Genomic DNA, 23,739 nt, shown 5'->3' with positions numbered 1-23,739 from the left:
ATTCGTTTACAGCTCAGGCATAAGGTAGCGAGTATCGACAGAAATAGCTATCCACTTGTCTTGCCAGTTCTTGAGCAACCAGAATTGCGGTGTTTGATAATAGGTGATCCTTTGCGGTTCTTCCTGATCGAGATACCAAACCTCAATAGACTGGGGAGCGCTAAGTTGCGGCTCTAAACTGTCAAAGTTAGCCTGACTGATTTCAGTCCCAACCAAGCTTTGCCACCGACTGGCTAGTTCCGCTTCTGGAATCGCACTGCTAACAGAGCTCTGCCATTGACCTTGGTGTAATTCCAGTGACCAAGTCGAAAAGTGCAATGCGCTCAGATTCGCAGATGGATTGAGCAGGTAAGGGTGCGTACTTTCAACAACCGGCTCTTCAATCAAATAAGTCTTAATTAAAGTAGGTAAGTTAAGCAGACCAATAAAGGCGATGATGCCCAGGATAAGAATATTATTCCAGCGCCGACGCCGGGAAGGGGAAACTCGCATAATGTCTAGGTTCTCTGCCGTTAACTGACTCAAAAGTAGCAGAAAAGAGCGTAAGAGGCGAGAAGTGCGAGAGTGGCCTAAAAGAGACCGAGTTCGGCCTGTTGTTCATTCTCAGGTAATAAAAAACCCAATCATATTGCTATGATTGGGTTTCAATTCACGCTTCCCGAAGGAAGTTCAAAGAAGAATCAATTACTTGATTTTAGCTTCTTTGTACATAACGTGCTGGCGAACTACTGGATCAAACTTTTTGATCTCAAATTTGCCTGGCATGTTACGCTTGTTCTTATCAGTTGTGTAGAAGTGGCCTGTACCTGCAGAAGATACTAGACGGATTTTCTCACGAACGCCTTTCTTTGCCATTGCCTATATTCCTCTTAAACGTTTTCGCCGTTTGCGCGAATGTCAGCAAGAACAGCATCGATGCCCTTCTTGTCGATGATACGCATACCTTTAGCAGATAGACGTAGTTTAACAAAACGTTTTTCGCTCTCTACCCAGAAACGATGAGTTTGTAGGTTCGGCAGAAAACGACGCTTAGTAGCATTGCGTGCGTGTGAACGGTTGTTACCCGTTACTGGACGCTTACCAGTTACTTGGCATACTCGTGACATGAATGTCTTCTCCAAAATCGTTTCAGCTCGATATCAACCTTGGTGGCCGAACCTCTCTAGTTCTCAAAGAAGAATTTCGAGGTCTTATACCGCTATGGAAACCCATACAAGGCTATCAAAGGTCGCGCATTATACTAACTTGAGTAGCATTGCTCAAGACCCGAACAGATCCTTTTTACAGGTTTTCGTGATCTTTTTTAGGCAGAGCTGATTTATGTGCTAAAAAATGTCGGGCGATTGTAGCAGAAATCAGCGAACTCACAACTAAAAATGTGATTTAAATCCAGCCACGTTCTGCGAAAGAAACAATCTCACCATCTCCGACCACAAAGTGGTCCAAAATACGTATGTCCACCAACGCCAGTGCATCACTGATACGACGGGTGATTCGACGGTCACTCTGACTAGGCTCAGCAACGCCTGAAGGGTGATTGTGTGCAATAATCACCGCCGCTGCATTATGCTCTAATGAGCGCTTAACGACCTCTCTAGGGTATACAGAGGCCGCATCTATCGTGCCTTGAAACAATGACTCTCCCGATATCACTCGATGCTGATTGTCTAAATAAAGGACATAGAACTCTTCACGCTGTTTATCTCGTAGTACACCAGAGAGGTAAAGTTTGGTTTGCTGCGGGCTGGTCAATGCATCCCCACGCTGCAAAGTTTCAGACAAATAACGCTGAGTGAGCTCTAAAACCGCTTGCAGTTGGACATATTTGGCAACCCCAAGACCTTTGTACTGACAAAAATTTATTTGGCTTGCACCGAATAAACGACGTAACGAACCAAACTCTTTGAGCAGAAAGTCTGACAGTTCAAGCACATTCATTCCGCGAGTGCCAGTACGTAAGAAGATGGCTAACAACTCTGCGTCTGTTAAAGCTTGCGGCCCGTGCGAGATGAGCTTCTCTCGAGGCATGGATTCCGAAGGTATTGAAGGCATATTCTCTACTTAAACGAACAAATATGCCCAAAGTGATGGATAACAAGCAGCAGATCCTGATCAATAATACGAAATGCGAGGCAATATAAACTTCCTTGCCAAGGTCACTTCTAACCAAGTTGTAGAGTGAGTGACAGCCACCTCACTGCATTAAATTTGACCAATTAGGCACACAAACATGAGGCGTGTTATCTTACGCGCAGTAATATTTAGGGAGATCCTCATGCAAACTTTAGCGGGTAAAAAGATCCTACTGGGCATAAGCGGCGGCATCGCGGCCTACAAATGTGCCGAATTGACACGTCGTTTAATTGAACGTGGTGCCGAGGTACAAATCGTGATGACTAAGGCAGCGAAAGAGTTTATCACTCCGCTGACCATGCAAGCGGTATCAGGCCGCCCGGTATCGGACAGCTTACTCGACCCTGCGGCAGAAGCATCAATGGGTCACATTGAACTGGCCAAGTGGGCAGACCTAGTACTTCTGGCACCAGCCACTGCCGATCTTATTGCACGTATGTCGGCGGGAATGGGTAATGATTTGCTGACCACACTGGTTTTGGCAACTGATGCACCCGTTGCCGTTTCTCCTGCCATGAACCAACAAATGTACTTAAATCTTGCGACCCAAGAGAACATTGCGACCTTAAAACGTCGTGGTATGCATATCTGGGGGCCAGCGGCTGGCGAGCAAGCTTGTGGTGATGTAGGTCCAGGACGTATGTTAGAACCGATGCAGTTGGTTGAACAGTGTGAACAATTCTTCACAGCCAAACCGTTAGAAGGTAAGTCCGTTGTTATTACTGCAGGCCCAACACGTGAAGCAATAGATCCCGTTCGTTACATTTCGAACCACAGCTCAGGAAAAATGGGCTTTGCCTTGGCACAAGCGGCCCAGCAACTTGGAGCACAAGTTACCCTGATTGCAGGCCCTGTTTCCCTACCTACCCCATTTGGTGTTAAACGTATTGATGTCGATAGCGCGCTGAGTATGCATGCTGCTGCGATGGAGCAAGCGACCGAACACAATGTTTTCATTGGCTGCGCAGCGGTTGCCGATTACCGACCTGATACTATTGCAGAACAAAAAATCAAAAAAACCGATGACAGCGATAAGATGACGGTCACCATGGTCAAAAACCCAGACATCATCGCGTCGGTTGCGGCACTTGAACAAAGTCGACCATTTACGGTTGGCTTTGCCGCTGAAACTCAAGACGTGGCCCATTACGCTCGCACTAAGCTAGCGAAGAAGAATCTGGATATGATTTGTGCTAACGATGTCTCGGTTGAAGGACAAGGCTTTAATAGCAACGACAACGCGATCACCGTATACTGGAAAGATGGTGAGCAATCACTTACTCTTGCCAGCAAACAGCTTATTGCTAGCCAAATTATGGCGACTATCGCTGACAAGCTGTAAGAAAATACAACAAATCACTGTTTAAGTTGTCTGACTTCGGGCTCGTAGCAATACGGGCCCATAGTCGTTATTCAGAATGGGTAAAAAAGGAAAGTATTCATGGCAGGCACAAGAAAAACCAACCGCCGAGAAGAAATTTTACAAGCACTCGCTGAGATGCTCGAGTCCAATGAAGGCGCATCTCGTATTACTACAGCGAAACTTGCCAAACAGGTTGGCGTGTCTGAAGCTGCACTTTATCGACACTTTCCTAGTAAAGCTCGTATGTTTGAAGGCTTGATTGAGTTCATTGAAGAGTCTTTGATGTCTCGCATCAATCGTATCTTAGATGAAGAAAAAGATACCCTGACTCGAATTCGATTAGTCCTGCAGTTGATTTTAGCCTTTTCTGAACGCAATCCAGGTTTAAGTCGCATCCTTTCTGGTCATGCACTGATGTTTGAAAATGAGCGCCTGCGAGAGCGTATAAATCAATTGTACGAACGCATCGAAACCTCACTACGACAAATTCTCCGCGAACGAAAGCTACGTGAAGGAAAAGCCTTCCCTGTCGATGAGAAGATTCTTGCCGCGCAATTGTTAGGCCAAGTTGAAGGCAGCCTTAACCGCTTTGTCCGTTCAGACTTTAAATATCAGCCAACCGCCAATTTTGACGAATACTGGGCACTGCTGAGTGCTCAAGTAAGGTAAGTTATGCTCATTCTCGATGATAAGCTGTTACTAGGGCAAGGTAATGAACGTGAGTGCTATGTCCACCCAGATGATCAGGCTCTATGTATCAAAGTCTACAAACCAGACATGATCGTTCGATCACAAAATAGTATCGAGTATTTCTATCTGAAGTATTTAGAGTTGAAGAAAGTGCCATTCACTCATATCCCCAAATGCTATAGGTGGATTGACACTAATAAAGGAAAAGGACTATTGATTGAGCGTATCCTTGACGGTGATGGCACTCCGTCTTTATCAATGATAGAAGCGATCCAAAAAGAGTTAGTGACGAAAGAAGTCGCAAAGCAACTTCTAGTACAACTAGGGGATTATTTAATTAAGCACCGGATATGTATCAGTGATATCAATGTAGATCAGGTGCTTTTAAAAAACGTCAATAACCAGTGGGTTCCTATGATCATCGACGGTATTGGTTCACGTTACTTCTACACACCAAAACTTCCTTTAATCATGCTTTTCCCTAGCTTTGCGTTACGTAAGACTAAGACAAATTGGCCTCTCCTAATCGAGAAAATGATGAACGTGTGATTATTAACGTCGAGTGTATAAACCACCATGGAAAACAAACCACTTACTCTCAAAAGTAGCTTACACCCTAAGAATTGGGCGATCTGGCTGGGCTTCGGCTTGCTTGGTCTTATCGTGACCGTATTGCCATATGCGGTATTACTCAAATTAGGTCGCGGCCTGGGTTCTTTAAGCGCAATCGCCCTTAAGAATCGAGCTCACATTGTGCGTCGCAACCTTGAACTTGCCTTCCCAGATATGGAACAAGACGAGCGCGAAAGAATTGTCACCGAGAACCTTAAAAATACCGGCTTAGCCTTAATTGAAACGGGCATTGCCTGGTTTTGGCCTGAGTGGCGCTTCAAACGCTTAATTCAATTTCGCAATATCGAGCAAATTGTAGAGCTGGATGAGCAGAAAAAAGGTGTCTTGGTTGTATGTACCCATGCTCTTAATTTAGAGATCACCGCGCGCGCATTTGCCACATTCGCACCAGGCTATGGTGTGTATCGCCCGCATGACAACCCTGTATACGACTATATTCAAACGTGGGGACGAACGCGCTTTGGCAACCAAATGGTGGATCGCAAAGACGTAAAAGGCATGTTGAAGATTTTGCGTCGCGGCGGTCGTTTATGGTACCTACCGGATCATGACTATGGCCGTAAGAACGCAGTATTTGTACCGTTTTTTGCGGTTGAAGATGCTTGTACCACGGCAGGCACGGGCGTTCTTATTGATGCCAGCAAATGCGCTGTTGTGACCGCGTCAAGCTTCCGTCAAGGCTCAACATACACATTACAAGTTGACGATGAGTTCAGTGCCCAATTCCCACGCAAAGACGCAGAAGGCGCCGCACGAGTGATGAATAAAGCAATAGAGAACGTGATCTTACGCGGACTAGATCAGTGGATGTGGGTTCACAAACGCTACAAAACCATGGTTGACCGCGCTATGGGCAAAAGCTCACGTTACAAATAAAATCAAAAAAGGCATCCAGTTGGATGCCTTTTTACTCTAACTCTCATTTGACCAATTAGATGCCGTATTGAGCACGATACGCTTTAACCGCTTCTAAATGTTCTGGATCCGTGCCCTTCTCTTCCAGGAAAGTGACCAAGTCGGTCAAGCTAACAATCGAAATAATCGCGCAGCCAAAATCACGCTCTACTTCTTGAATCGCTGACAGTTCACCCTTGCCTTTCTCTTGACGGTCGATTGCGACCAAAACACCCGCGAGGTCAGCGCCATTTGCCTTGATGATTTCCATCGATTCACGGATTGCTGTACCCGCCGTAATCACATCATCTACCAGCATAATGCGACCTTCAAGTGCGCTACCGACTAAGTTACCGCCTTCACCATGGTCTTTGGCTTCTTTACGGTTAAAGCAGTAAGGCGTATCGATATCATGGTGATCAGCCAAGGCAACAGCGGTTGTCGTCGCAATTGGGATTCCCTTATACGCCGGGCCAAATAGCACATCGAACTCAATACCAGAATCCGCCAATGCCGCTGCGTAGAAACGACCAAGACGCGCTAAGTCACGACCGGTATTGAAAAGACCAGCGTTAAAGAAGTACGGACTCTTACGGCCAGATTTTAAAGTAAACTCGCCAAATTTTAGGACTTCTTTCTCTAATGCAAACTCAATAAATTCACGCTGGTATGCTTTCATCACTTTCTCCGTTTATAAGCTTCTAGTTCCTAGCCTCTAGTCCCTAGAAAAGATAACTCAAACAATAAAGAGTGTTTTCAAAGTAGATAGCTTTACAGCTAGGCAGCGAAACTCTTCAGCTCCTGAGCATAGTGCGCTATGTGATGGAATGAAAAGTTGAAGCTAACAACGCTGTTCAGTTATCTAAGAAGAAAACAAAAAAATAGCTCCCAATTGGGAGCTATCTAATCACTAATTTTCTAACGCCGCTTTCTGCGCCGCTACAATTTCGCTAATACCTTTGGTCGCCGACTCCAACAGTTTCATCAGCTCAGCATGGGTAAAGGGTTCACCTTCTGCTGTGCCTTGAACTTCGATCATACGACCATCTTCAGTCATCACCACATTCATATCAGTATCGGCTGCGGAGTCTTCGGTGTACTCAAGGTCACAAAGAATGTCTTCACCTAGAATACCCACAGAAACAGCCGCGACGTGGCCTTTCATTGGGTTGGCTTTTAGCTTGCCCTTTTCAACTAAGTGTTGAAACGCATCTGCCATCGCAACACTCGCACCAGAGATAGACGCAGTACGTGTACCTCCGTCAGCTTGAATCACGTCACAGTCAACCGTCACCATGATTTCACCCATCGCTTCTAGGTCTACGACAGCACGAAGGCTGCGAGCAATCAGACGTTGGATTTCCATCGTACGGCCACCTTGTTTACCGCTTGCGGCTTCACGGCGCATACGTGAGTGGGTTGAACGAGGTAGCATGCCGTATTCAGCGGTTACCCAACCCTTACCTTGACCTTTTAGCCAGCGAGGGACGTTTTCTTCAACGGTCGCATTACACAGCACTTTAGTATTGCCGAATTCAACCAGCACAGAGCCTTCTGCATACGCAGTGTAGTTACGAGTAATTTTGATTGGGCGAACTTGATCCGCCTTGCGATCGTTTGGACGCATGGGCATCTACCTTCTGATAGGGGGAGACGAATTTGGTTGGAGCAGGATTATAGCGAAGTTTAGGAGACAAAGCTATGTGGATTCCTTCAGCCAAGGCTTAGTGCATGTGCTACTATTGGCTCGCGTTATTTTCACAGATGATAAACAGGAAAATTCGATGATCTATAGTATGACAGCCTATGCGCGTAAAGAAGCGAAAGGCGATTGGGGCACAGCAGTATGGGAAATTCGCTCGGTAAACCAACGTTACCTCGAGACCTACTTCCGCCTACCTGAGCAGTTTCGGGGCTTAGAGCCTGTATTGCGTGAACGTTTTCGTAAGCGCCTTGCGCGCGGCAAAGTAGAATGCGCCCTGCGATTTGAAGCCAATCCGGCAGCAAAAGGTGAGCTGACCATCAACGAAGATTTAGCCAAGCAAGTAATCAGTGCCGCTAACCAAGTGATGTCTCTGTCTGGCGATGAGAGTCGCCTAAATCCTTTCCAGATCATGAACTGGCCAGGAGTAATGGAAACACCAGAGCAGGATATGGACGCCGTTAATAAAGATTTGCTTGCAGCTTTCGATGCTGCATTGAGCGACTTTATCGAAGCCCGTGGTCGTGAAGGCGACAACATGAAAGCGCTTATTGAGCAGCGTTTAACCGCCATTTCTGACGAAGTTGTGAAAGTACGCGCGCGTATGCCTGAAATTCTAGAATGGCAACGTGAACGTCTGTTCTCCAAGTTTGAAGATGCGAAGGTAGAGCTTGATTCATCACGAGTGGAGCAAGAACTCATCCTACTGGCACAAAAGTCAGACGTGGCCGAAGAGCTAGACCGTTTAGACTCTCACGTTAAAGAAACCACTAACATCATGAAGAAAGGCGGCGCAGTCGGCCGTCGTCTTGACTTTATGATGCAAGAGTTTAACCGTGAGTCTAACACCTTGGCCTCTAAGTCCATCAGCACAGATATCACTGCATCTGGAGTTGAGCTTAAGGTTCTGATTGAGCAGATGCGTGAGCAGATCCAGAATATTGAGTAAGCCCTGCCTTCGCTTTGACCTGCAAACAGTTTATTAGCTCAAGGCTCGCGAATGCTATAAAAAAGCCCTTATTAATAAGGGCTTTTGTGCTTTCAGGAGATTTCAGATCTTTGCCAGAATTTTCAACCAAGTGGTGAGTAACTTTCCATGATAAGGAGAACACGATGGGCAAGCTCAACGCACGAAAAGTCGCCGTTTTAGCCAAGGATAAACTACGCAAAACCGCAGATGGTAATGGCCTCTACTTCGTTGTACCCGCCTCTGGATAACCGTTTTGGCTCTTGCGATTTTCAACCAACGGCAGACGTCCAGAAATGACACTAGGCCCTATCCAGAATTATCCCTTGCAGATGCACGCGATGCCGCGTTTCAACAACGAAAGCTGCTCCAACAAGCCAATTTCCCAGTTCTTGATTTATGATCGCGAACAGTTTTTATACCCCCCCAAAGCTCGCAAAAAACATAGAAACCCCAAAAAGCAATCCACACGCATACCTGATAAAAAGTGTCATTACCTACCCCCAACCAACTCTGAATCGTAGTCTGGTTCAAAACCAACGTACCAAGAAAAATTATGAGGAATAGAAAAGAACTAATATAAAAACCGATGCAAACTTAAATCGCTTGACCACAGTTTGGACAAACTTTGCCATTCTTAGCATTCGACAATTTTGAGAAAAAATGAACTTACTACAGGAAGGACAGCGACCATAAGACGGAGAAAGCACTTTCATAGCACAACTCGCTCGTTAACATTCTGTAGACATGAGTATCAGCCAACCCAATCATATCTAAGCTATAAAATGCTGCTCTCATTACATTTGGAAAATGTGATAAAGCAACATTGTGGCTATAGGTCCTTGAATTGAATTAATGTAAAACCTCACATTAATTCAGTTCAAACCTTTCACTGCATAAAAATATTCATTGGTAAAACGAAAATTTCAGCTATTTTCCAAGCTACACCTTGAACCCTATATGTTGTGCCAATTAGTTTGTAGAGGCCATGCAAAAACGGTCGATGCATGAAATGCTGATGCAGATCATACTGATATATGTGCAATCTCGTGACTAACACTCAATCCAAGGCTCTTTAAGTAACAGTTGATGAATAAAGCCACTAGCGCAACCAGTGGGCTTATCTAGCATCACCAACCCAAAGCGTGTCCTCTTATCACTGTCAACCATGTGAAAAGCATCGATATCAACAACGTTGAAACAAAAGTAAACTTAATTCCACCGACTAGCGCTGCCACCATGAGACCTGAGGCGGTGGCAAACACCCGCACTTCATATCCAAACATATGGCGAGATTTACAAGACACCGAAGCCACAATGTAAGAGGCTATCGTTGACACCCCAAAGATCATAAACTCAATATAATTTGGTGTGTCCGCATAATCCTTAAACATATACCACACGATTATTAATCCTTATCTATTTCGCCCTAAAATACTACAGAGCCTTGCACCAAGAGTTGGCGCTATGTTGGTATAAACCCAGCCCATAATCGCTAGAATAATGGCAAACCCAAGAGGAGCAAACAATCCGAATACAAACGCTAACACCATAAGACTAGCACTTAGCATCCTCATCGTATCTGGACAACCCGCTTCAATCAGATCAAGGTCTGTAGCCATAATAATCAATGTCGTCGCTAAAATCGTCACCGCTAACAGACTTAATAGAATTAAAGGAGCTACAGGAATAGCAACCGTAGGAGCAGCAGCAAACGCAGCCAATACGCTTGCCACTCCAAGAAGCAATGCGATTAAATTTGCATTTTCACCCGCAGAATCCACAAAGGATCCATTTCCACCGCCGGAGATCATGTAGGCCCCAGCACCTGTTTTCGGGTCAATAATTATGTATCCTTCCCCCAACCAGCCATTAAAGTTAATTTGTTCTTCATGTGCGGTAACTGTCTTACCACTCAAGACAGCATTACGGATGTCCATCTCAACAGCCAAGTCTAAACGAATACTAGACAGTGCCAACTCCATATTGTCTTTAGTAATCGTCCAAATTCTTTGGCCTTGTTCGGAAGCAATGGCTAATGCCTTAGCTGCACTGATCCCTTTCGCTGAAATGGTATCGGTGCTAAGGACCATCTCAGGTACAACATGCTCCATTGCACTCCAGCGCGAACCAACCCCTAAGCTAAATGCAATTCCTGCTTGCGTATCGTTATTCTTGGCCACACTCAGCTGCGCCACATGATCCACATCCATAGCATGACCCGAAAACGTCACATGTCTAGGCAAACCAAACCAATATTGAGTCTGCAAATTAGTGGTGAAAATACCGAAACTTGGTAAATTATATTGAATCATCCCAGCATGCTGAGCGGCAATTTTGTCTTGCATGTTATTGAGGGCAAAGTAATTGAGAATTGTGGTTTGCAATTGATCACCAACCAAATCGTGTTTGGTCAAGTTCGCAATCTCACTTGGATCTCCGCTTTCCAGTTTCGACTTGGTCAATTTCACGCTCTCTTCCAGCTCTTTACCTTGTGTGGCGCTTACCCCTTGCAAGTTCAGGGCGATCGCACGATACATACCAATTGAGGGCTGATTAACACTCGATTGCCAGCCCGTTGATGGGCTCCACAGCCCAATAGTCTCCTGTAGTTCACTACCCATAGTACCGACAATCCCAGACTGAATTATTGCGTCACCAACGTTAAATTTCGCAACCATATTCACTAGATAACCCGGAACTGTTCGGGTTACAGTTGCAGGATCAATTACTCCATCTTTATCAGCTTTAGGCAGATAAGAGAGGACAATTTCTTCATCTTCAGCCGTCGCTGTATTGAAGCTCAGAGCTAATAATTTCCCAGCTAAACTAGCCGTAGGTAACTCAATGAGGATGACCGCTTCTCCATAAGAATTATTAGCCAGAGAGTATCTGAACTTATGCTGTAGCTGGTTGGGAACCTCATTAAAAGTGTTGTTGAGCAGAACCTGATTGTATGGTAATCCAGCCGACAATGGTGCTGGGGGTATAACCTTCACTTGCTGTAATCCCAGCACATCGGAAACCGCGGCACTCGGGTTTTGTTTTACAATGTACTCCGTCAATTGTGTTTCATATTGGGACAGTAGAATGTTCAACTCTTCTGCGGGCAAATTACCAACCCAACCTTGTTGATTGTCAAAAGTCGTCGATTGACGAATGCTACTTTCAAGAGCCTCTACGTCAAATGGAACTTGCTCTGTAATGTTCATCCCTTGAGTAAACACATACTGCTTAAAACTCGCATCCATAGGGATCCAACTATCACCAGAGCGCTCAACCACACCACGACTTGGCATAAAGTCGACCCAAGCTTCTGTCCACACATGCTCCAGTTTAAAGCTAACGATTTCCCCCCCCTGAACAATAGCAGTAGTCGGTATTCCCCCCATGCCCAAAATCGTCTGCGCCGCTTCTGGGTTTTCAGCGCCTCCTACCCAGTTCATCACTTTCTCGGCAGGAATAATGACTGTACCGTATGCATATCTTGCGGGTATTTCAGACGCGCGCAATAGGGCAATTAACAGGCTTGCCGTATCCATGGCATTACCTTGTTTTAGTTCCAGTGTCTGCTGTGCGCCCTGAATCGAACCATAGCTCGGGATGAACTTAATATTGTTGTGAACCCATGTATAGATTTCAATGCTACTGTGGTTCAACTCCGCCGCTAATGCCCGAATTTCTGGTGTTAACACAACCTCAATAGATTCAGCCAACTCAGGACGAACCGGTTCAGAGCCCGATAAAGAACGGGCTGCCATTTGCATAGGTTCGTCAACCAATTGAGCCTCGGTATCACTCAATAAGCTAGTTAACTCTTTCACATCTTCTATCGGTTCACGCACATCTGCCGATGGTGTTCGCCATGGCAAATTTTCAGGCGTTGCAGGCGTGTGTGTCGCTTTGAACTGAGAATTTACTAAAAAGTCAGTCAGGTCCTCATAAGCTTGAATCTGCACATCTTCAGAATCAGCCTCAGTTAAATTTTGTAGCAGTGTTGTCAAGTGTGCATACTGGGATTCAACTTGCTTTAATGCTTGATTTTGGCGTTCTTCCAACAGCGCAAGAGCAGTTGAACTCAGCTTTGAAGTCTGTTGCGTGCTATCAGCAATTTCTGTCTTTAATTTCTCAATCGCTTCGACATATGCCATCTCTACTTCACTAGCAAGGCGTTCCAACTCGAGAATGGAATCTGTGGAAATAGGGCCAGAGCTAGTCAGGCTTGACCAAGTCCTTGCTAAAAATCCTTGTGGCGCTTTGTCAGCCTTAACTTCTTCAGCCACCTCATACACTATCGCTTCTTTCAATTTGGATAAACGATGGCTGAGCTTTGCTTCAGGAGTAGACTCCAACAATGCAGTTATCGCAGCCTCTTGCTGATCTTGCTGGTTGAAGTCTGCCTTTACAGCAAGCGCTGTAGGCGAAAAATAAAAAACAAAATTGAATGTGAACAACACTATAAATGTCGTCATCTTCGCCAATACAGTTTCTCGTAAAAAATCGAGCCCAGCATTGAACATTTCGTTGTATCGCTTTTGTCTATTTGTCATGATTCATTCTCTGCAATATCCGTATTCTTAGCAGTACCACTACCCCTAAATGACCTAGTGGATATTCTTTTTATATTATTTACAATCAGTTAGGGATTAACAGGGCCTTCACATACTCGGTAATCGTCGTTAAATCCCTCGTACGGCTCCCATTCAAACGACATTCGCCCAGACCAAGAATTTGCAACTAGTGTTCCTTCGATATTGCCTCGAGGTTCCGGGTCGCCAATATCAGCAAGTGGCGCTAAGATACTACCCTCAACCTCTACACCGCGCAGAGTCAACGTCTGTGCTTGATAAAAATTAAACAGCACTTTTTCATTCTGATCGTCCAAACCATCCAAACTCAAATTGTCGAACCCAGCAGTAATACCAGAGACATTGAGCAGTACATGACTGTCTTCCGGCACACATCGTACGTCAAATGTATGCGCATTTAAGATCGCATCGGCTGGCACATGAAACACCTGAAGATCACTGATACAGTCACCACGCAAATAAACGCCTCCCCACTTCTGCTCAATCGTCCCGTTGGGGGTAAGATCAGACAACTGATCCGATAAATGTGTCAGCTCATCACGCAACTCATTGAACACAAAGGGTGTCTCCACATGATCCCAAAGCATTTGTCCACGCTCTAAGCCCCAACGAACAGATGAGCCGATCCCTGAGGCGCTCCCGCCGACCACGATATGCCCTTCATAGACCCGGCCAGTAGGAAAAGTAGCATCTCCTCCCACGACCAGCGAGTAGGGATAGTGCCGCTCATTGTCGTCGTCATCGAGTTCATCGGCGATGCTGTAGCCGCGAATGTTGAGATTACCACCCACCGCCATTCGGCCTTCAACTTCCGAAGAAGAGGCACTGAAATCCCCAAAAACCACCACGTTAAAGTGCTCAGCTTCCCCTAGAGAAATTCGTGCCTCTTGCGCCGACGTTTCTAATGGAAAACTCAGAGCAAACATCATTACGCCCAAATATACATACTGTTTATTCATCTTCGTTTTCCTCTTCATCGTCATCGCAATCGTCATCAGAACACTGATCGACATCGTTAATCGGCGGCAGCGTCAAACGGTGTTTAATGATGGACATTAGAATGGATTCATCGCTCAGCTCGACCTGATGTAAATACATTATGACTTCATCAAGTAATCGGGCAGCTTCTGGCTCTTTACCCTTGTAATGTGCATTTACGGCTCTCTCAAGGGCAAGGTTAGCCATCTTCAATGCAAGGCTGCGTGGCTGCGCCTCTATCTCCAGCTTAACTGCGGTTACGAACGTATCCAAGCTCGCTACTGCATTCACAGTAACAGCTAGCAATCGAGACTCTTGCTCTTGTAAATGCTCTCCTTCGCCAGTCACAACAACCAATTGTATCTTTTCAGCCCCTGGCTGCATGCCCACAACCGTAATAGTGGTACTTGTAATCGGTTGCTGACCCAGATCAAATGGTAAAGTCCAACCTCCTCCGTCCGCACTCATCTGCCCAGAGTCCACCATGACTAACCCTGGTGATAGTGACAGTTTTAACTTGCCTAGCACTGGACTGGTGGATGATTTAAGCGTGAACGTAATGGGTTTCGGTTGTGCTTGCCATAACTGGTATTCAGTTTGATACAACGACTCCATAGTCTGATTGAACAGCGGTATGTACGCTTTATCTAGGCTCTGTGCTAAAAGATCAAAACCCGCATATGAGGCCTTTCCTCGGCCAAACTCAAACCATGACAGCGCCGGTGGTGTTTGCGTAACCAAGCACTGTTGGCCATCAGTGTACTGCCAACGCATACCATCTTCCGAAAGCTGGTACCCAGCGACTTCTGCAGCCCCTACTGGATGGAAGGTATAGGCAGAATCTGGATAGACAAATTGCCATACGGTGCCATTCTCGGATTGTTGGATACCCATCACGTCCGGTTGCGTGCGAGCCACCTCTAACCCAAGCATCTGCGCGAGCAGAGGCTGCCGAAACGCGACACGCTGCGAAACAAACGCGCCATCGCCTAGAAAGGTGTGATAATTCAGCAAGCGTTGGGTTTCGTCTGTCAGTAGTGCTAACTCTGGCACCACCAAAATCAAATCAGCGGAGTCGGTTGACAAGGCAGAAACAAACTCATCCTCATCCGTCAGGTAATTGACTTGCCATCCTAGTGCCTTCAACGCCGCAACGGTTGCCGTTTGCTGGGCTGGCAAGGTAACGCCGTCTGGTCCATGCGGGTCATTGAGGTTGTCGGTTGCAGGATCTTGAAGGATCAATACCTCACCAAAGCGCTCTGTCAGGCTCACGTCAATGATCACTTCAAATTTCTCTGCTCCGACATCTTTCCACTGGCCATCAAGCTGCACTTGAACAGCACAAATGTAATAGCCACTTGCCACCTTGGTATTGAGGTCAAGCGTATCAGTGTGAGTCTCGAGCTCGGTCAAGCTGAGTGTCTTCGTGACCTCATGCACCACCACTTCGGACTCGACATTGATCACCGTGTACTTAACGGGTAAGTCCACAATGTCTGAAGTGCCACGGTTGGTTGTACTGAGATGACATTGATTCGCGTCTGCATAGAACAGTTTCGTTTTATCAAGCGTAACCTCACCCAAGATGGAGTTTGAAATAGACGCAGCTACAGCAAACGATGCTTCCGTCGCCGCGAGTATTTGATGGTCTGAATTTCTCACTTCCCACAGCAACGTGTAGTCACCGACCGACGCACGGTCCAATGGCAATGTCACTTGATACTGACGATACAGCTGGCTCGATAAACTCGGTAGCGTCACTGTCTCTATGACGACTGCTGGCTGATTCGGTCGAGTCAACGACAAGTAGCCAGTTGCATTCTCGACCACCGAGTAGTCAGCGAGATTTTGCGCCGACACGTCAATTTGCACTGTATCCCACTGGCCATAGACTGGCTTATCCGTACTCAAACTCGCCTTGATATCTGCAAACTGCCCATTTTCTGCTGTCACGGTAAACGGACGTGTCACCTCAATCGGCACGCCGCTCAATTGGTCAGTGAGAACCGCGACAACCTGATAGTCACCAAGGATAATGCCGTCGGTGTTAAACATCGCATCATCAATTTGTAGGGCCACACCCTGTTCCAATTGCGCAACGGTGATGTCTTTCAACACCGCTACCACATAGCCTTGATCATCTTTGATATACAACTGCAAAGAAGCATCCGCTGGAAAACTGCTCAGGTTAAACACGTTACCTGTGATAACGACATTTTCGCCGCTGATGTAAATGGATTTATCTATGTTAGCGATCAGGTCAAATACTGAGTTGGCAACTTCGATAACCTGTTGGCCTAACTCGTTACGGATGCGGTCTCCGTCGACATTGGTATACTCCAGCACCAAATCTTGCGTAACAATGCGGGTCTCATTTGGCTTAAGATTCGTAACCACCAGCTCGTAGCCCATATCTACCTGTTGAGCAATACTGAAGTTCACAAAGTCCCACTCCAGCACTGTGGTGCCTTCGAGTTGAGATATCCTGTCTGGCTCGCGAGCAAATGAAGTCAAATCCAAATCAATATCCGTTGTTGACAGTAAACTGAACACCGTCACATCTGACATGGTTGGCGCGTTGTTTAACACAAGCAGACGTTCAACTTTATTACCCGCACCGTCGCTGACAATTAACGTACCAGTGCCCGGCGCTGAATCGTCGAGTAACGTCACTTGGAAGTTAACTTCCAAAGCACCTGGCACAAACGCAGCTGTGTCCAACTTCAAGTTTTCCGAGTCATCAGACAAGGTCACACGGAAAATCCCTGTATCTACATCAAGAACGCCATCTTGATTCAGATCCTCACCTTCATCCAGCACGCCATTGCCATTCACATCTTCCGTTCGGCGGTCAATGATTTGGTTTTGGTTCAGATCTTCACCCTCATCGAGGATGCCATTGAGATTAAGATCTTCGGAATCACCAGCGATCCCTTGAATCGCATCTCCCAGTTGAACCAATACAACATTAGGCGCGAATCTGTCCCCTTTCGGGTTAATAAACTCAAAAGCCATCCCGCCTGTATATCCATATGAGTCATACGAGCCAAACCCATAGGCATAAATACCAAATGGCATCGTTCCTGCTATGACGTGCGATCCTTGATTAAGCTTTATTTGTGCTCCGCTATACCCTGAAGCACCAATTGGACTAAAGCTTTCTGCGTTGACAAGCTCACCGTTAAGTGACAAATCACCCACCCCGTCAGTCGGGATTACCACACTAACAAATCCATTGGTAAAGCCACTATCACTACCCAACGACGTAAATGAGTATTCGGATAAAAACTGTTCAGAAGGTGGTACGATCATCATAAACGGGTCAGAGGTGACGCCATCAAATGAACTCCCTGGCGAGTATTGCACCAGCAACGAAGGTGCGTTGGTTTCAACGACACTCGCTGCTCTCAATACCGTTTCAAAGAACTCCCCTTCTTGTAGCTGGACGACAACAGAACCATTGATGGTAACCGCAGTATTATCATCTGATGCAATCACTCGAAATACTTCACCATTTCGCCTGGTTGCTAGGGGGAAGGTATGGAAACTCTGACCCCACGTCGAAACAGGGGGGATCATCTCGACTACATGATCACAAGCCGAGACATTAGATGGAATATTGACACATCTTACGCCACCAAAAACAGCAACAGGCAAATCGGAGCTGATACTTGAGCCCGTAAGGTCTTGTGTTGCTTCAAGATAGTAAGTCTCATCGCGATCAAGTGTAATTGTATAAGGTTGCCCAGCAGCCCGACTACCCGCATTCTTCGACGGCGTAATCGTCACATTTGTATCATCGTAAGCAGCAACGACCGTTAACTGCGAAGGCATAGAGCTCCAAGTAGGCTGATAACTAGCCACGATGTAATTTACACCCAGGCTATCAATCGGCAATCCAAGATAGGCATCTGTAGTATGTTGGTACTGGTTTAAGCCATAAACCGATACTTCTTGATTAGCCACAACGCGAACACCTCGTTGCGACACGGCATCTGAGCTCATTGATTCAACCTGAATAGGCAACTCTATCCGCTTCACTTCATTTGCTTTCAGCGAAAAAGGCTCAACGGTAGCAAGGCCGTTAACGGTAACAGTTCCCTCCGCGTCATGTTCACTAGAAATAAACAGAGATCGCGTACCTCGCGCTTCATAATTTTTAGGGAATGCAAGCACAAACTCCTTACCCCTACTGTCAACTTGCGCATACCCTGTGAGTGGAAACAATAGAATCAGTACCAGCAATGAGGTAAATGTTTTGATGTAGTTAAGCATTATTCTACCCCTTCAAGATTGATCTTAATGTGGACACGTTGATTTCCATTCGGAACAACCCGTTCAGGCGAGAGATCCTGCGTTAAATTCAGTCGAGTTGTTGGCGAAACCACTACGGGCTTGGTGATAACCATTTTTGGCTCGACCTCAGAATGAATAGCGATGTGGACGCTATAGTCACCTTTCTCCAAGAATTGATACTCTTGCGCAGTAAATGGTAAGGTAAAGCTCACAGTTTCTGGCTCGATCGTAGCGTTGATTTCGCCTGACAATACAACATCACCACTATTCGGCGCCTGCAAGACATACCCCAAGCTCACCTCTAGTGGGACATTCGAGCGGTTCTCCAAAGTACCAATAAAGCTCAGATCGACATGTTTACCGACATAACTAAACTGAGGGATTGGGATCACTGATAACCGTTCTATACTGCGTGATTCTGTAATGGTGAATGGATATGATCGCTGTGCTAACACAGTAGAAGACAGTCCATCAAACACTCTTACTCGATAAGTGTACTGACCAGGAAGGGTAATACCGCTGAACCAACTTACCGAGTAAGATTCTTGTTGATCGGGCAGCAAGGTTTGCAAAACATCGGCATTAACCTGTCCCGTCGCGCTACCAAGCGCCAATTGTTTAACCACTTCGCTCTGACTATCAAGGACCTCAGTAAGAATGAGTACATTCTTGGCTTCATTACCGCTATTTTTGACAGCAAAGTTCAACTCAATGTGCTGATATGCTTCGACCGATGCCTGATTTGTCTGCATGTCAGCGATATCCACACCTAACTGAGATGCACTAGAAAGGCTGAAGTTAACGGCCAATTGTGTTGGCTCAGCTGCATTAATCTGCACGGACTGGCTCAAATAGCCATTGGCTCGAGCAAACAGCGTGAACTCATCCACGGTGATTCCAGTGAGATAAAATTTACCTTGCTTATTGGTAACCACCTCTAAAGACGCAGCAGAGAGCGCAACAACAGCGCCTGGGATCGGTGTACCCGTGGCATCATCCACAACCATTCCAGAAACTGTCGTTTCAATATCGACTATTTCAGGGGCTAGGTAGTAGTCACCTGTCTGGACTGACGTCCCTAGAGCGCCAATATAACTGTTTTGAGCGGAAACATATCCCGCTGCGGAAAACGAGAGTGTAACGCTGGTTTCTTCCGATTGAATAGCGTACTCACCGTTAATATCAGTTATCACAGAAGATCCTGCCCCTGCTACTAGCACACCGACAATTGGGAGCCCCGATTCTTTATCCAAGACACGACCGGTAATGGTAACGGTATTGCCAACCGAGGGCTGTTGATACAACGCAGGTGAGAACACAACATGCTGTCCTAGCGGCACTGACCCGTTTGCTTCAATAGACTGATAACCTTGTGCACTTACTGTAATCGCGACACTTGGTTCACTGACTGCGAGCTGGTATTCTCCTTGCGCGTTCGTGGTGGCCGAACCTTGTCCAGTAACGACAATTTGTGCACCACTCAAAGGCAATCCTGTTTCACCATCAATCACGAGACCACTTAGCAAACCTTGGGTAGGAGCTGCTCTCAACGCGATGGTGCCTAGATTCAGCATATTGCCACGAGTAACGACGATAGATTGCGTAGCTTCAAGGTAGCCCTGGGCAGAATAGGTCAATGTATAAGATCCCGGTTCAACATCCACTATGTCGAAACGCCCATCCGATTGAGTTGTGGTGCTATATGACTCCGGCCCTAGCACTTCAACAGAGACTCCTGTTATCGGCTGATTGGTCGCGCTACTTGTGATAGCACCAGAAATACGGCTAGCTATCGGCGAAGTCTTAGGCGGTATTGATGACAAATGGAATACGTGCAGAGCCAAGGCCGTTGTATACAGGTCGCCCTCCCATGACCCATTTTCTCTCTGGCGCGATGCTAGCCAACTGAGCGACTCACCATACGTCGTGTTGTCTGTAACCATAGGAATGACTGCTTGTAACGCGTGTGCTGTTAGCCAGGCTTCTCCCCACCCAGCATCAATGAACTGCTGATTAAGAAGATACTGATTTGCCCGTTCAATAAAGGGGCCAACTTGATAATCAAATAAATATCCTTGCAACGCTTGCGAAACTAACGCCGATAAATAGATTGAGCTCTCGTTGCTGCTATTTAAACGATATGAACCATCAGACTGTTCTAATTGAGTCAGAAAATAGATTGCGCGACTAATTACCCTCTTATCAAGGTTCGGTACATCTTTCAAAATTAGCAGAGCAAATGCAGTATCCAGAGCATTTGGATCATGGCTAGGTAAACCACTAAATCCACCATCGGCTGTTTGGTGCAATAAGAGATCCTGAAGCAAGGCATTATTTGTTTCATGGGAAGTTTTCAGACTTAAGAATCGCTGAATCGACTCAGTATCCCATAATGAATACTGAGCCAATTTATCAATAACCTTATCAGTGACCTGCTGAGGCAACAGGTCCTTATCTTTCAATAAGACTAGCGATTCTTGTATTGCGACAAAATCCGTTGCAATACTATTCTCTACCAAAACAGCATCACTTGATTGATATTGACTCAGAATCCATTGATATCCTTTATCTATATCTACAGCTGCAAAGGTCTTAAAAGGCACCGTTAACAACAATATATACAATACGCGAAGTAGTACCGAATATTGCTGTCGGCTAAAAGCGTAAACTCGCTCCATAAAATCCACCAAACAAATAACACGCACAGAACTAGCATTAGAATCTGAAATTACAATTGGTTGCCATAGGCTTGTGAATCGTTGTTACGAGAATTGGGTTCACATGACTTTATATAGGATGTATTAGTTATATCAGTTACATTTATTCGCGAGGTAAATGTAATTTACAGTGACTAAATGGACGTCATATAGCACTAAGAAATCCCCTTCGAGTAAAAGTACTTACTTCTGCACCATTCCCAACGATTTTTCATCAACATACGACCGAAAAGTCCTTTGTGAAAAGGCCAACTAGGCCATCCAAAAACAACCCAAAAGTCGCTTTTCGATTTCTATTGGCGCTGCTCTTTTCTTGCGCAAAGATGAAGGGGTATCAACGGTAGCTGGCCAAAAACAGGCTCAAGCTCACTATGGCATTCAGGGGCGCAGTACCGTTCTTGTTTGGCTCAGAAAGCATGGTAAGTTGGATTGGTCGAAACCAATAGAGCACTCTCCAATGTTTAAATCCAAAGAAACACCTGCACAGAAGATTAAGCGTCTTGAAAAAGCCCTCGCCAATGCCGAAATGAAAAACATGATTTACGGCGATATGGTTGAGCTCCCTAAAGATAACTACGGAATTGATTTGGAAAAAAAGTACTTAGCCGAACGCCCTGGCTCGCAAAAGAGCAAGGAAAAGTAAAGCTGGCTTCTGCATGCAAGTAGTTCAATTTATCTCGACAAGCAGTATACCAATGGAAACAGCGACTAGAAGCCCGTGTTAACGAGCTTTTGATAGTGAAAGAATGGTGATGTACTGGCGACAGTACATGCCACGAATAGGAACCCGCAAGCTATACCTGTTGATTAAGCCTCAGCTTGAGAGACTAGGGATAAAGCTAGGACGAGACGGCCTATTTAAGCATTTAAAAAGCAAGAATATGTAAGTCAAACCAAGGAAGAACTACACCAAGACAACGAACAGCAGACATTGGTTAAGAAAGCATCCTAACTTACTAAAAGAAAAAGCGGTTAATCATGTAGAAGAAGTTGTTGTCAGCGACATCATCTATGTAAAAACAGATGAGGGTACACATTATCTCTCGTTAGTTACGGGCGCTTACTCTAAAAAAATACTGGGCTATTGAAGTGAGTAATGAAATGAAAGCGAGTGATGCTGTAAAGGCGTTAGACATGACAATCATGAATCGACGAACAAATGCTGCCACTATCCATCACTCTGACCGAGCTCTACAGTACTGTTCGTCAGAGTATCAAGAAAAGTTAAACGCTCACGGCATGGTTGCATCAATGACAGACGGTTACCACTGCTATCAAAACGCTCTTGCAGAGCGAGTTAACAGGATATTAAAGAGTGAGTTCTTACTCTATCAATGCAATACGATTCAGGAGCTCACAGTGTTAGTAAAAGAGTCGATACCTATATAACGACTTGAGGTCGAACATGATCTTGGGGATGAAAACCCCGAGTGAAGTGCATGAAAAAGCCAGCAGTGATTACCTACTGGCTTCATAAAAAAGCGTCAACCTATTTTAGGACTAGACAGTGCTTACATTTGGGTATCTGTTTTTTCTATGATCGGTGGGTTATCGATCAACTCTCTATGCGTAAGATACGTTTTACCCCCAGCTTGATAAAAAGCACTCGTTTTATCAACAATCGATAAGTCATCTGGTGAAGCGTTTACCATGTAAAACCACTTTGGATCTTTAGTTACATAGGCAAATCGGCTACCTCCAGCCCCTGGTAAATAGTTAGCATTAGCAAAATCCCCATTTGAAACCGAAGAATCGACCTCAGGGTAATAATCAGCGCCTATGCTCAGCAAATACTTGACGTCATCAATACTACTAGACGGTAGTCCATCATTCGGCTCTAACCAAGCTCGAACTCGAACAAATACCCCAAGAACATTTTTACCATCAATAGCGATCTTAGATGTTCCACCGTGTGTCGGATAATGTTGCGAGCTAATTTGGTATTCTACATTTCCATTATTTAAAATAATCTGCATCAGCATTTTGAATATAGCCAATCATGTCATTAGAAAAATAGGCCGCCCAATTAAACTTACTTTCAGGTAAGCGTTCCCAGTTTGCCTTAAGGGCATCAGAGCTATTTTGATTGCCACGCAGAACCCAAGCCTCTGGTTAACCAAGAACCACTTTAAAGTCAGTATTATGATTCGATTGCGCTTCAAAACTACTAAACCAGAATGTCATTGCATTCCATGGCTGACTTGTTGTGATAGACGCATCTAGAATGTCATTGACCCACCATGAGGGGGCTGCATCTCCTCTAGGTACCCCTTATGTAACCGATGCTCGCCGAGACCAAGCTGGCTGTGATGGCGCGTTATACAACACATCATCATTTGGTAATGCCATAAAAGAGAATGCATCAGCTGCAGCACTGTGATTGGCGTAGCATGCGTTTGATACTGAGATTGAGATTGCAAGAAATAAAATTCTTCTTAGTTTCATACTTATATCCAATTATCTTTCGTTATAGATAGACAAAAATAATTTACCTTTATAGATAAACAAAAACCATACAACAAGAATTGCATTCTTCATTAATAAACAAAAATCTATTATAATCAAAACCATCCAGAAAAAATAAGACTAGACTTACAACATAAATAATATAGAAAAATTAAAATTCAGGATATTAATTTATTCTATAAAATCCCACATGCTCACCTCAAATATATTCTATTACTGAAAGAAGTATTTGTTGCTATACAACCTCTTGATAATGGCATTGAGCCCGCTTCTGCAATATCTTCTGCTTTGATTTGCTTATTACAGATAAG

General features: G+C 45.3%; 17 protein-coding genes and 1 pseudogene. 7 read left to right on the top strand and 11 right to left on the bottom strand.

What is annotated here, in order from left to right; translation table 11 throughout:
* Positions 1-6: 6 nt before the first annotated feature.
* From RH45_RS07620 to radC, 4 genes are all read right to left on the bottom strand, one after another.
* Complete coding sequence (locus RH45_RS07620) at positions 7-492, bottom strand: hypothetical protein (RefSeq protein ID WP_008075746.1); 486 nt, start codon at positions 490-492, stop codon at positions 7-9.
* A gap of 192 nt (positions 493-684) precedes the next feature.
* Positions 685-855 (bottom strand): 50S ribosomal protein L33, encoded by a 171-nt coding sequence (gene rpmG, locus RH45_RS07615; protein ID WP_004410866.1) that lies wholly within the window; start codon positions 853-855, stop codon positions 685-687.
* A 14-nt stretch (positions 856-869) separates the two neighbouring features.
* Complete coding sequence (rpmB, locus tag RH45_RS07610; RefSeq protein ID WP_006881432.1) at positions 870-1,106, bottom strand: 50S ribosomal protein L28; 237 nt, start codon at positions 1,104-1,106, stop codon at positions 870-872.
* Between the two features lie 277 nt (positions 1,107-1,383).
* Complete coding sequence (radC, locus tag RH45_RS07605) at positions 1,384-2,052, bottom strand: RadC family protein (RefSeq protein WP_071986166.1); 669 nt, start codon at positions 2,050-2,052, stop codon at positions 1,384-1,386.
* Between the two features lie 223 nt (positions 2,053-2,275).
* On the opposite strand from radC, the gene coaBC reads away from it, so the two are divergent.
* From coaBC to lpxL, 4 genes are all read left to right on the top strand, one after another.
* Complete coding sequence (gene coaBC, locus RH45_RS07600) at positions 2,276-3,475, top strand: bifunctional phosphopantothenoylcysteine decarboxylase/phosphopantothenate--cysteine ligase CoaBC (protein WP_008075720.1); 1,200 nt, start codon at positions 2,276-2,278, stop codon at positions 3,473-3,475.
* Positions 3,476-3,574: 99 nt separating this feature from the next.
* Positions 3,575-4,165: a nucleoid occlusion factor SlmA gene (slmA, locus tag RH45_RS07595; RefSeq protein ID WP_008075719.1), complete on the top strand. Its 591-nt coding sequence runs from the start codon at positions 3,575-3,577 to the stop codon at positions 4,163-4,165.
* A 3-nt stretch (positions 4,166-4,168) separates the two neighbouring features.
* A complete protein-coding gene (locus RH45_RS07590; RefSeq protein ID WP_008075718.1) occupies positions 4,169-4,735 on the top strand; it encodes a YrbL family protein in 567 nt (188 codons plus the stop codon).
* 27 nt (positions 4,736-4,762) lie between these two features.
* On the top strand, positions 4,763-5,695 hold the full coding sequence (gene lpxL, locus RH45_RS07585) for an LpxL/LpxP family Kdo(2)-lipid IV(A) lauroyl/palmitoleoyl acyltransferase (RefSeq protein ID WP_008075717.1): 933 nt from the start codon (positions 4,763-4,765) through the stop codon (positions 5,693-5,695).
* 55 nt (positions 5,696-5,750) lie between these two features.
* Here the strand turns inward: lpxL and pyrE are convergent, their stop codons facing one another.
* Positions 5,751-6,392 (bottom strand): orotate phosphoribosyltransferase, encoded by a 642-nt coding sequence (pyrE, locus tag RH45_RS07580; protein WP_008075716.1) that lies wholly within the window; start codon positions 6,390-6,392, stop codon positions 5,751-5,753.
* 231 nt (positions 6,393-6,623) lie between these two features.
* On the bottom strand, positions 6,624-7,340 hold the full coding sequence (rph, locus tag RH45_RS07575; protein WP_008075715.1) for a ribonuclease PH: 717 nt from the start codon (positions 7,338-7,340) through the stop codon (positions 6,624-6,626).
* A 157-nt stretch (positions 7,341-7,497) separates the two neighbouring features.
* On the opposite strand from rph, the gene RH45_RS07570 reads away from it, so the two are divergent.
* A complete protein-coding gene (locus RH45_RS07570; RefSeq protein WP_008075714.1) occupies positions 7,498-8,364 on the top strand; it encodes a YicC/YloC family endoribonuclease in 867 nt (288 codons plus the stop codon).
* 1,433 nt (positions 8,365-9,797) lie between these two features.
* Here RH45_RS07570 and RH45_RS07560 read toward each other — a convergent pair.
* From RH45_RS07560 to RH45_RS07545, 4 genes are all read right to left on the bottom strand, one after another.
* Positions 9,798-12,932, bottom strand: a complete 3,135-nt coding sequence (locus tag RH45_RS07560) for a transglutaminase-like domain-containing protein (RefSeq protein ID WP_008075711.1) — start codon at positions 12,930-12,932, stop codon at positions 9,798-9,800.
* 89 nt (positions 12,933-13,021) lie between these two features.
* Positions 13,022-13,930 carry a choice-of-anchor A family protein gene (locus tag RH45_RS07555; RefSeq protein WP_008075709.1) on the bottom strand — a complete coding sequence of 303 codons (909 nt, stop codon included), beginning with the start codon at positions 13,928-13,930 and terminating at the stop codon, positions 13,022-13,024.
* Positions 13,923-18,224 carry an IgGFc-binding protein gene (locus tag RH45_RS22705; RefSeq protein ID WP_008075706.1) on the bottom strand — a complete coding sequence of 1,434 codons (4,302 nt, stop codon included), beginning with the start codon at positions 18,222-18,224 and terminating at the stop codon, positions 13,923-13,925. Before RH45_RS22705 ends, RH45_RS07555 begins: the two co-directional genes overlap by 8 nt.
* On the bottom strand, positions 18,224-20,923 hold the full coding sequence (locus tag RH45_RS07545; RefSeq protein WP_008075704.1) for a carboxypeptidase-like regulatory domain-containing protein: 2,700 nt from the start codon (positions 20,921-20,923) through the stop codon (positions 18,224-18,226). The genes RH45_RS22705 and RH45_RS07545 overlap by 1 nt, the downstream gene beginning before the upstream one ends.
* A 328-nt stretch (positions 20,924-21,251) precedes the next feature.
* Here RH45_RS07545 and RH45_RS23145 point away from each other — a divergent pair.
* Positions 21,252-22,439, top strand: a pseudogene (locus tag RH45_RS23145) (IS3 family transposase).
* 34 nt (positions 22,440-22,473) lie between these two features.
* On the opposite strand, the gene RH45_RS23190 reads toward RH45_RS23145, so the two are convergent.
* A complete protein-coding gene (locus RH45_RS23190; RefSeq protein ID WP_008075699.1) occupies positions 22,474-22,944 on the bottom strand; it encodes a hypothetical protein in 471 nt (156 codons plus the stop codon).
* Between the two features lie 242 nt (positions 22,945-23,186).
* Here RH45_RS23190 and RH45_RS23435 point away from each other — a divergent pair, with 242 nt between their 5' ends.
* On the top strand, positions 23,187-23,342 hold the full coding sequence (locus tag RH45_RS23435; protein WP_008075697.1) for a hypothetical protein: 156 nt from the start codon (positions 23,187-23,189) through the stop codon (positions 23,340-23,342).
* Positions 23,343-23,739: the final 397 nt, after the last annotated feature.

Source organism: Vibrio sinaloensis DSM 21326, from assembly GCF_000189275.1.
Classification (GTDB): Bacteria; Pseudomonadota; Gammaproteobacteria; order Enterobacterales; family Vibrionaceae; genus Vibrio; species Vibrio sinaloensis.
This window is presented reverse-complemented; position numbering and strand designations above follow the sequence as displayed.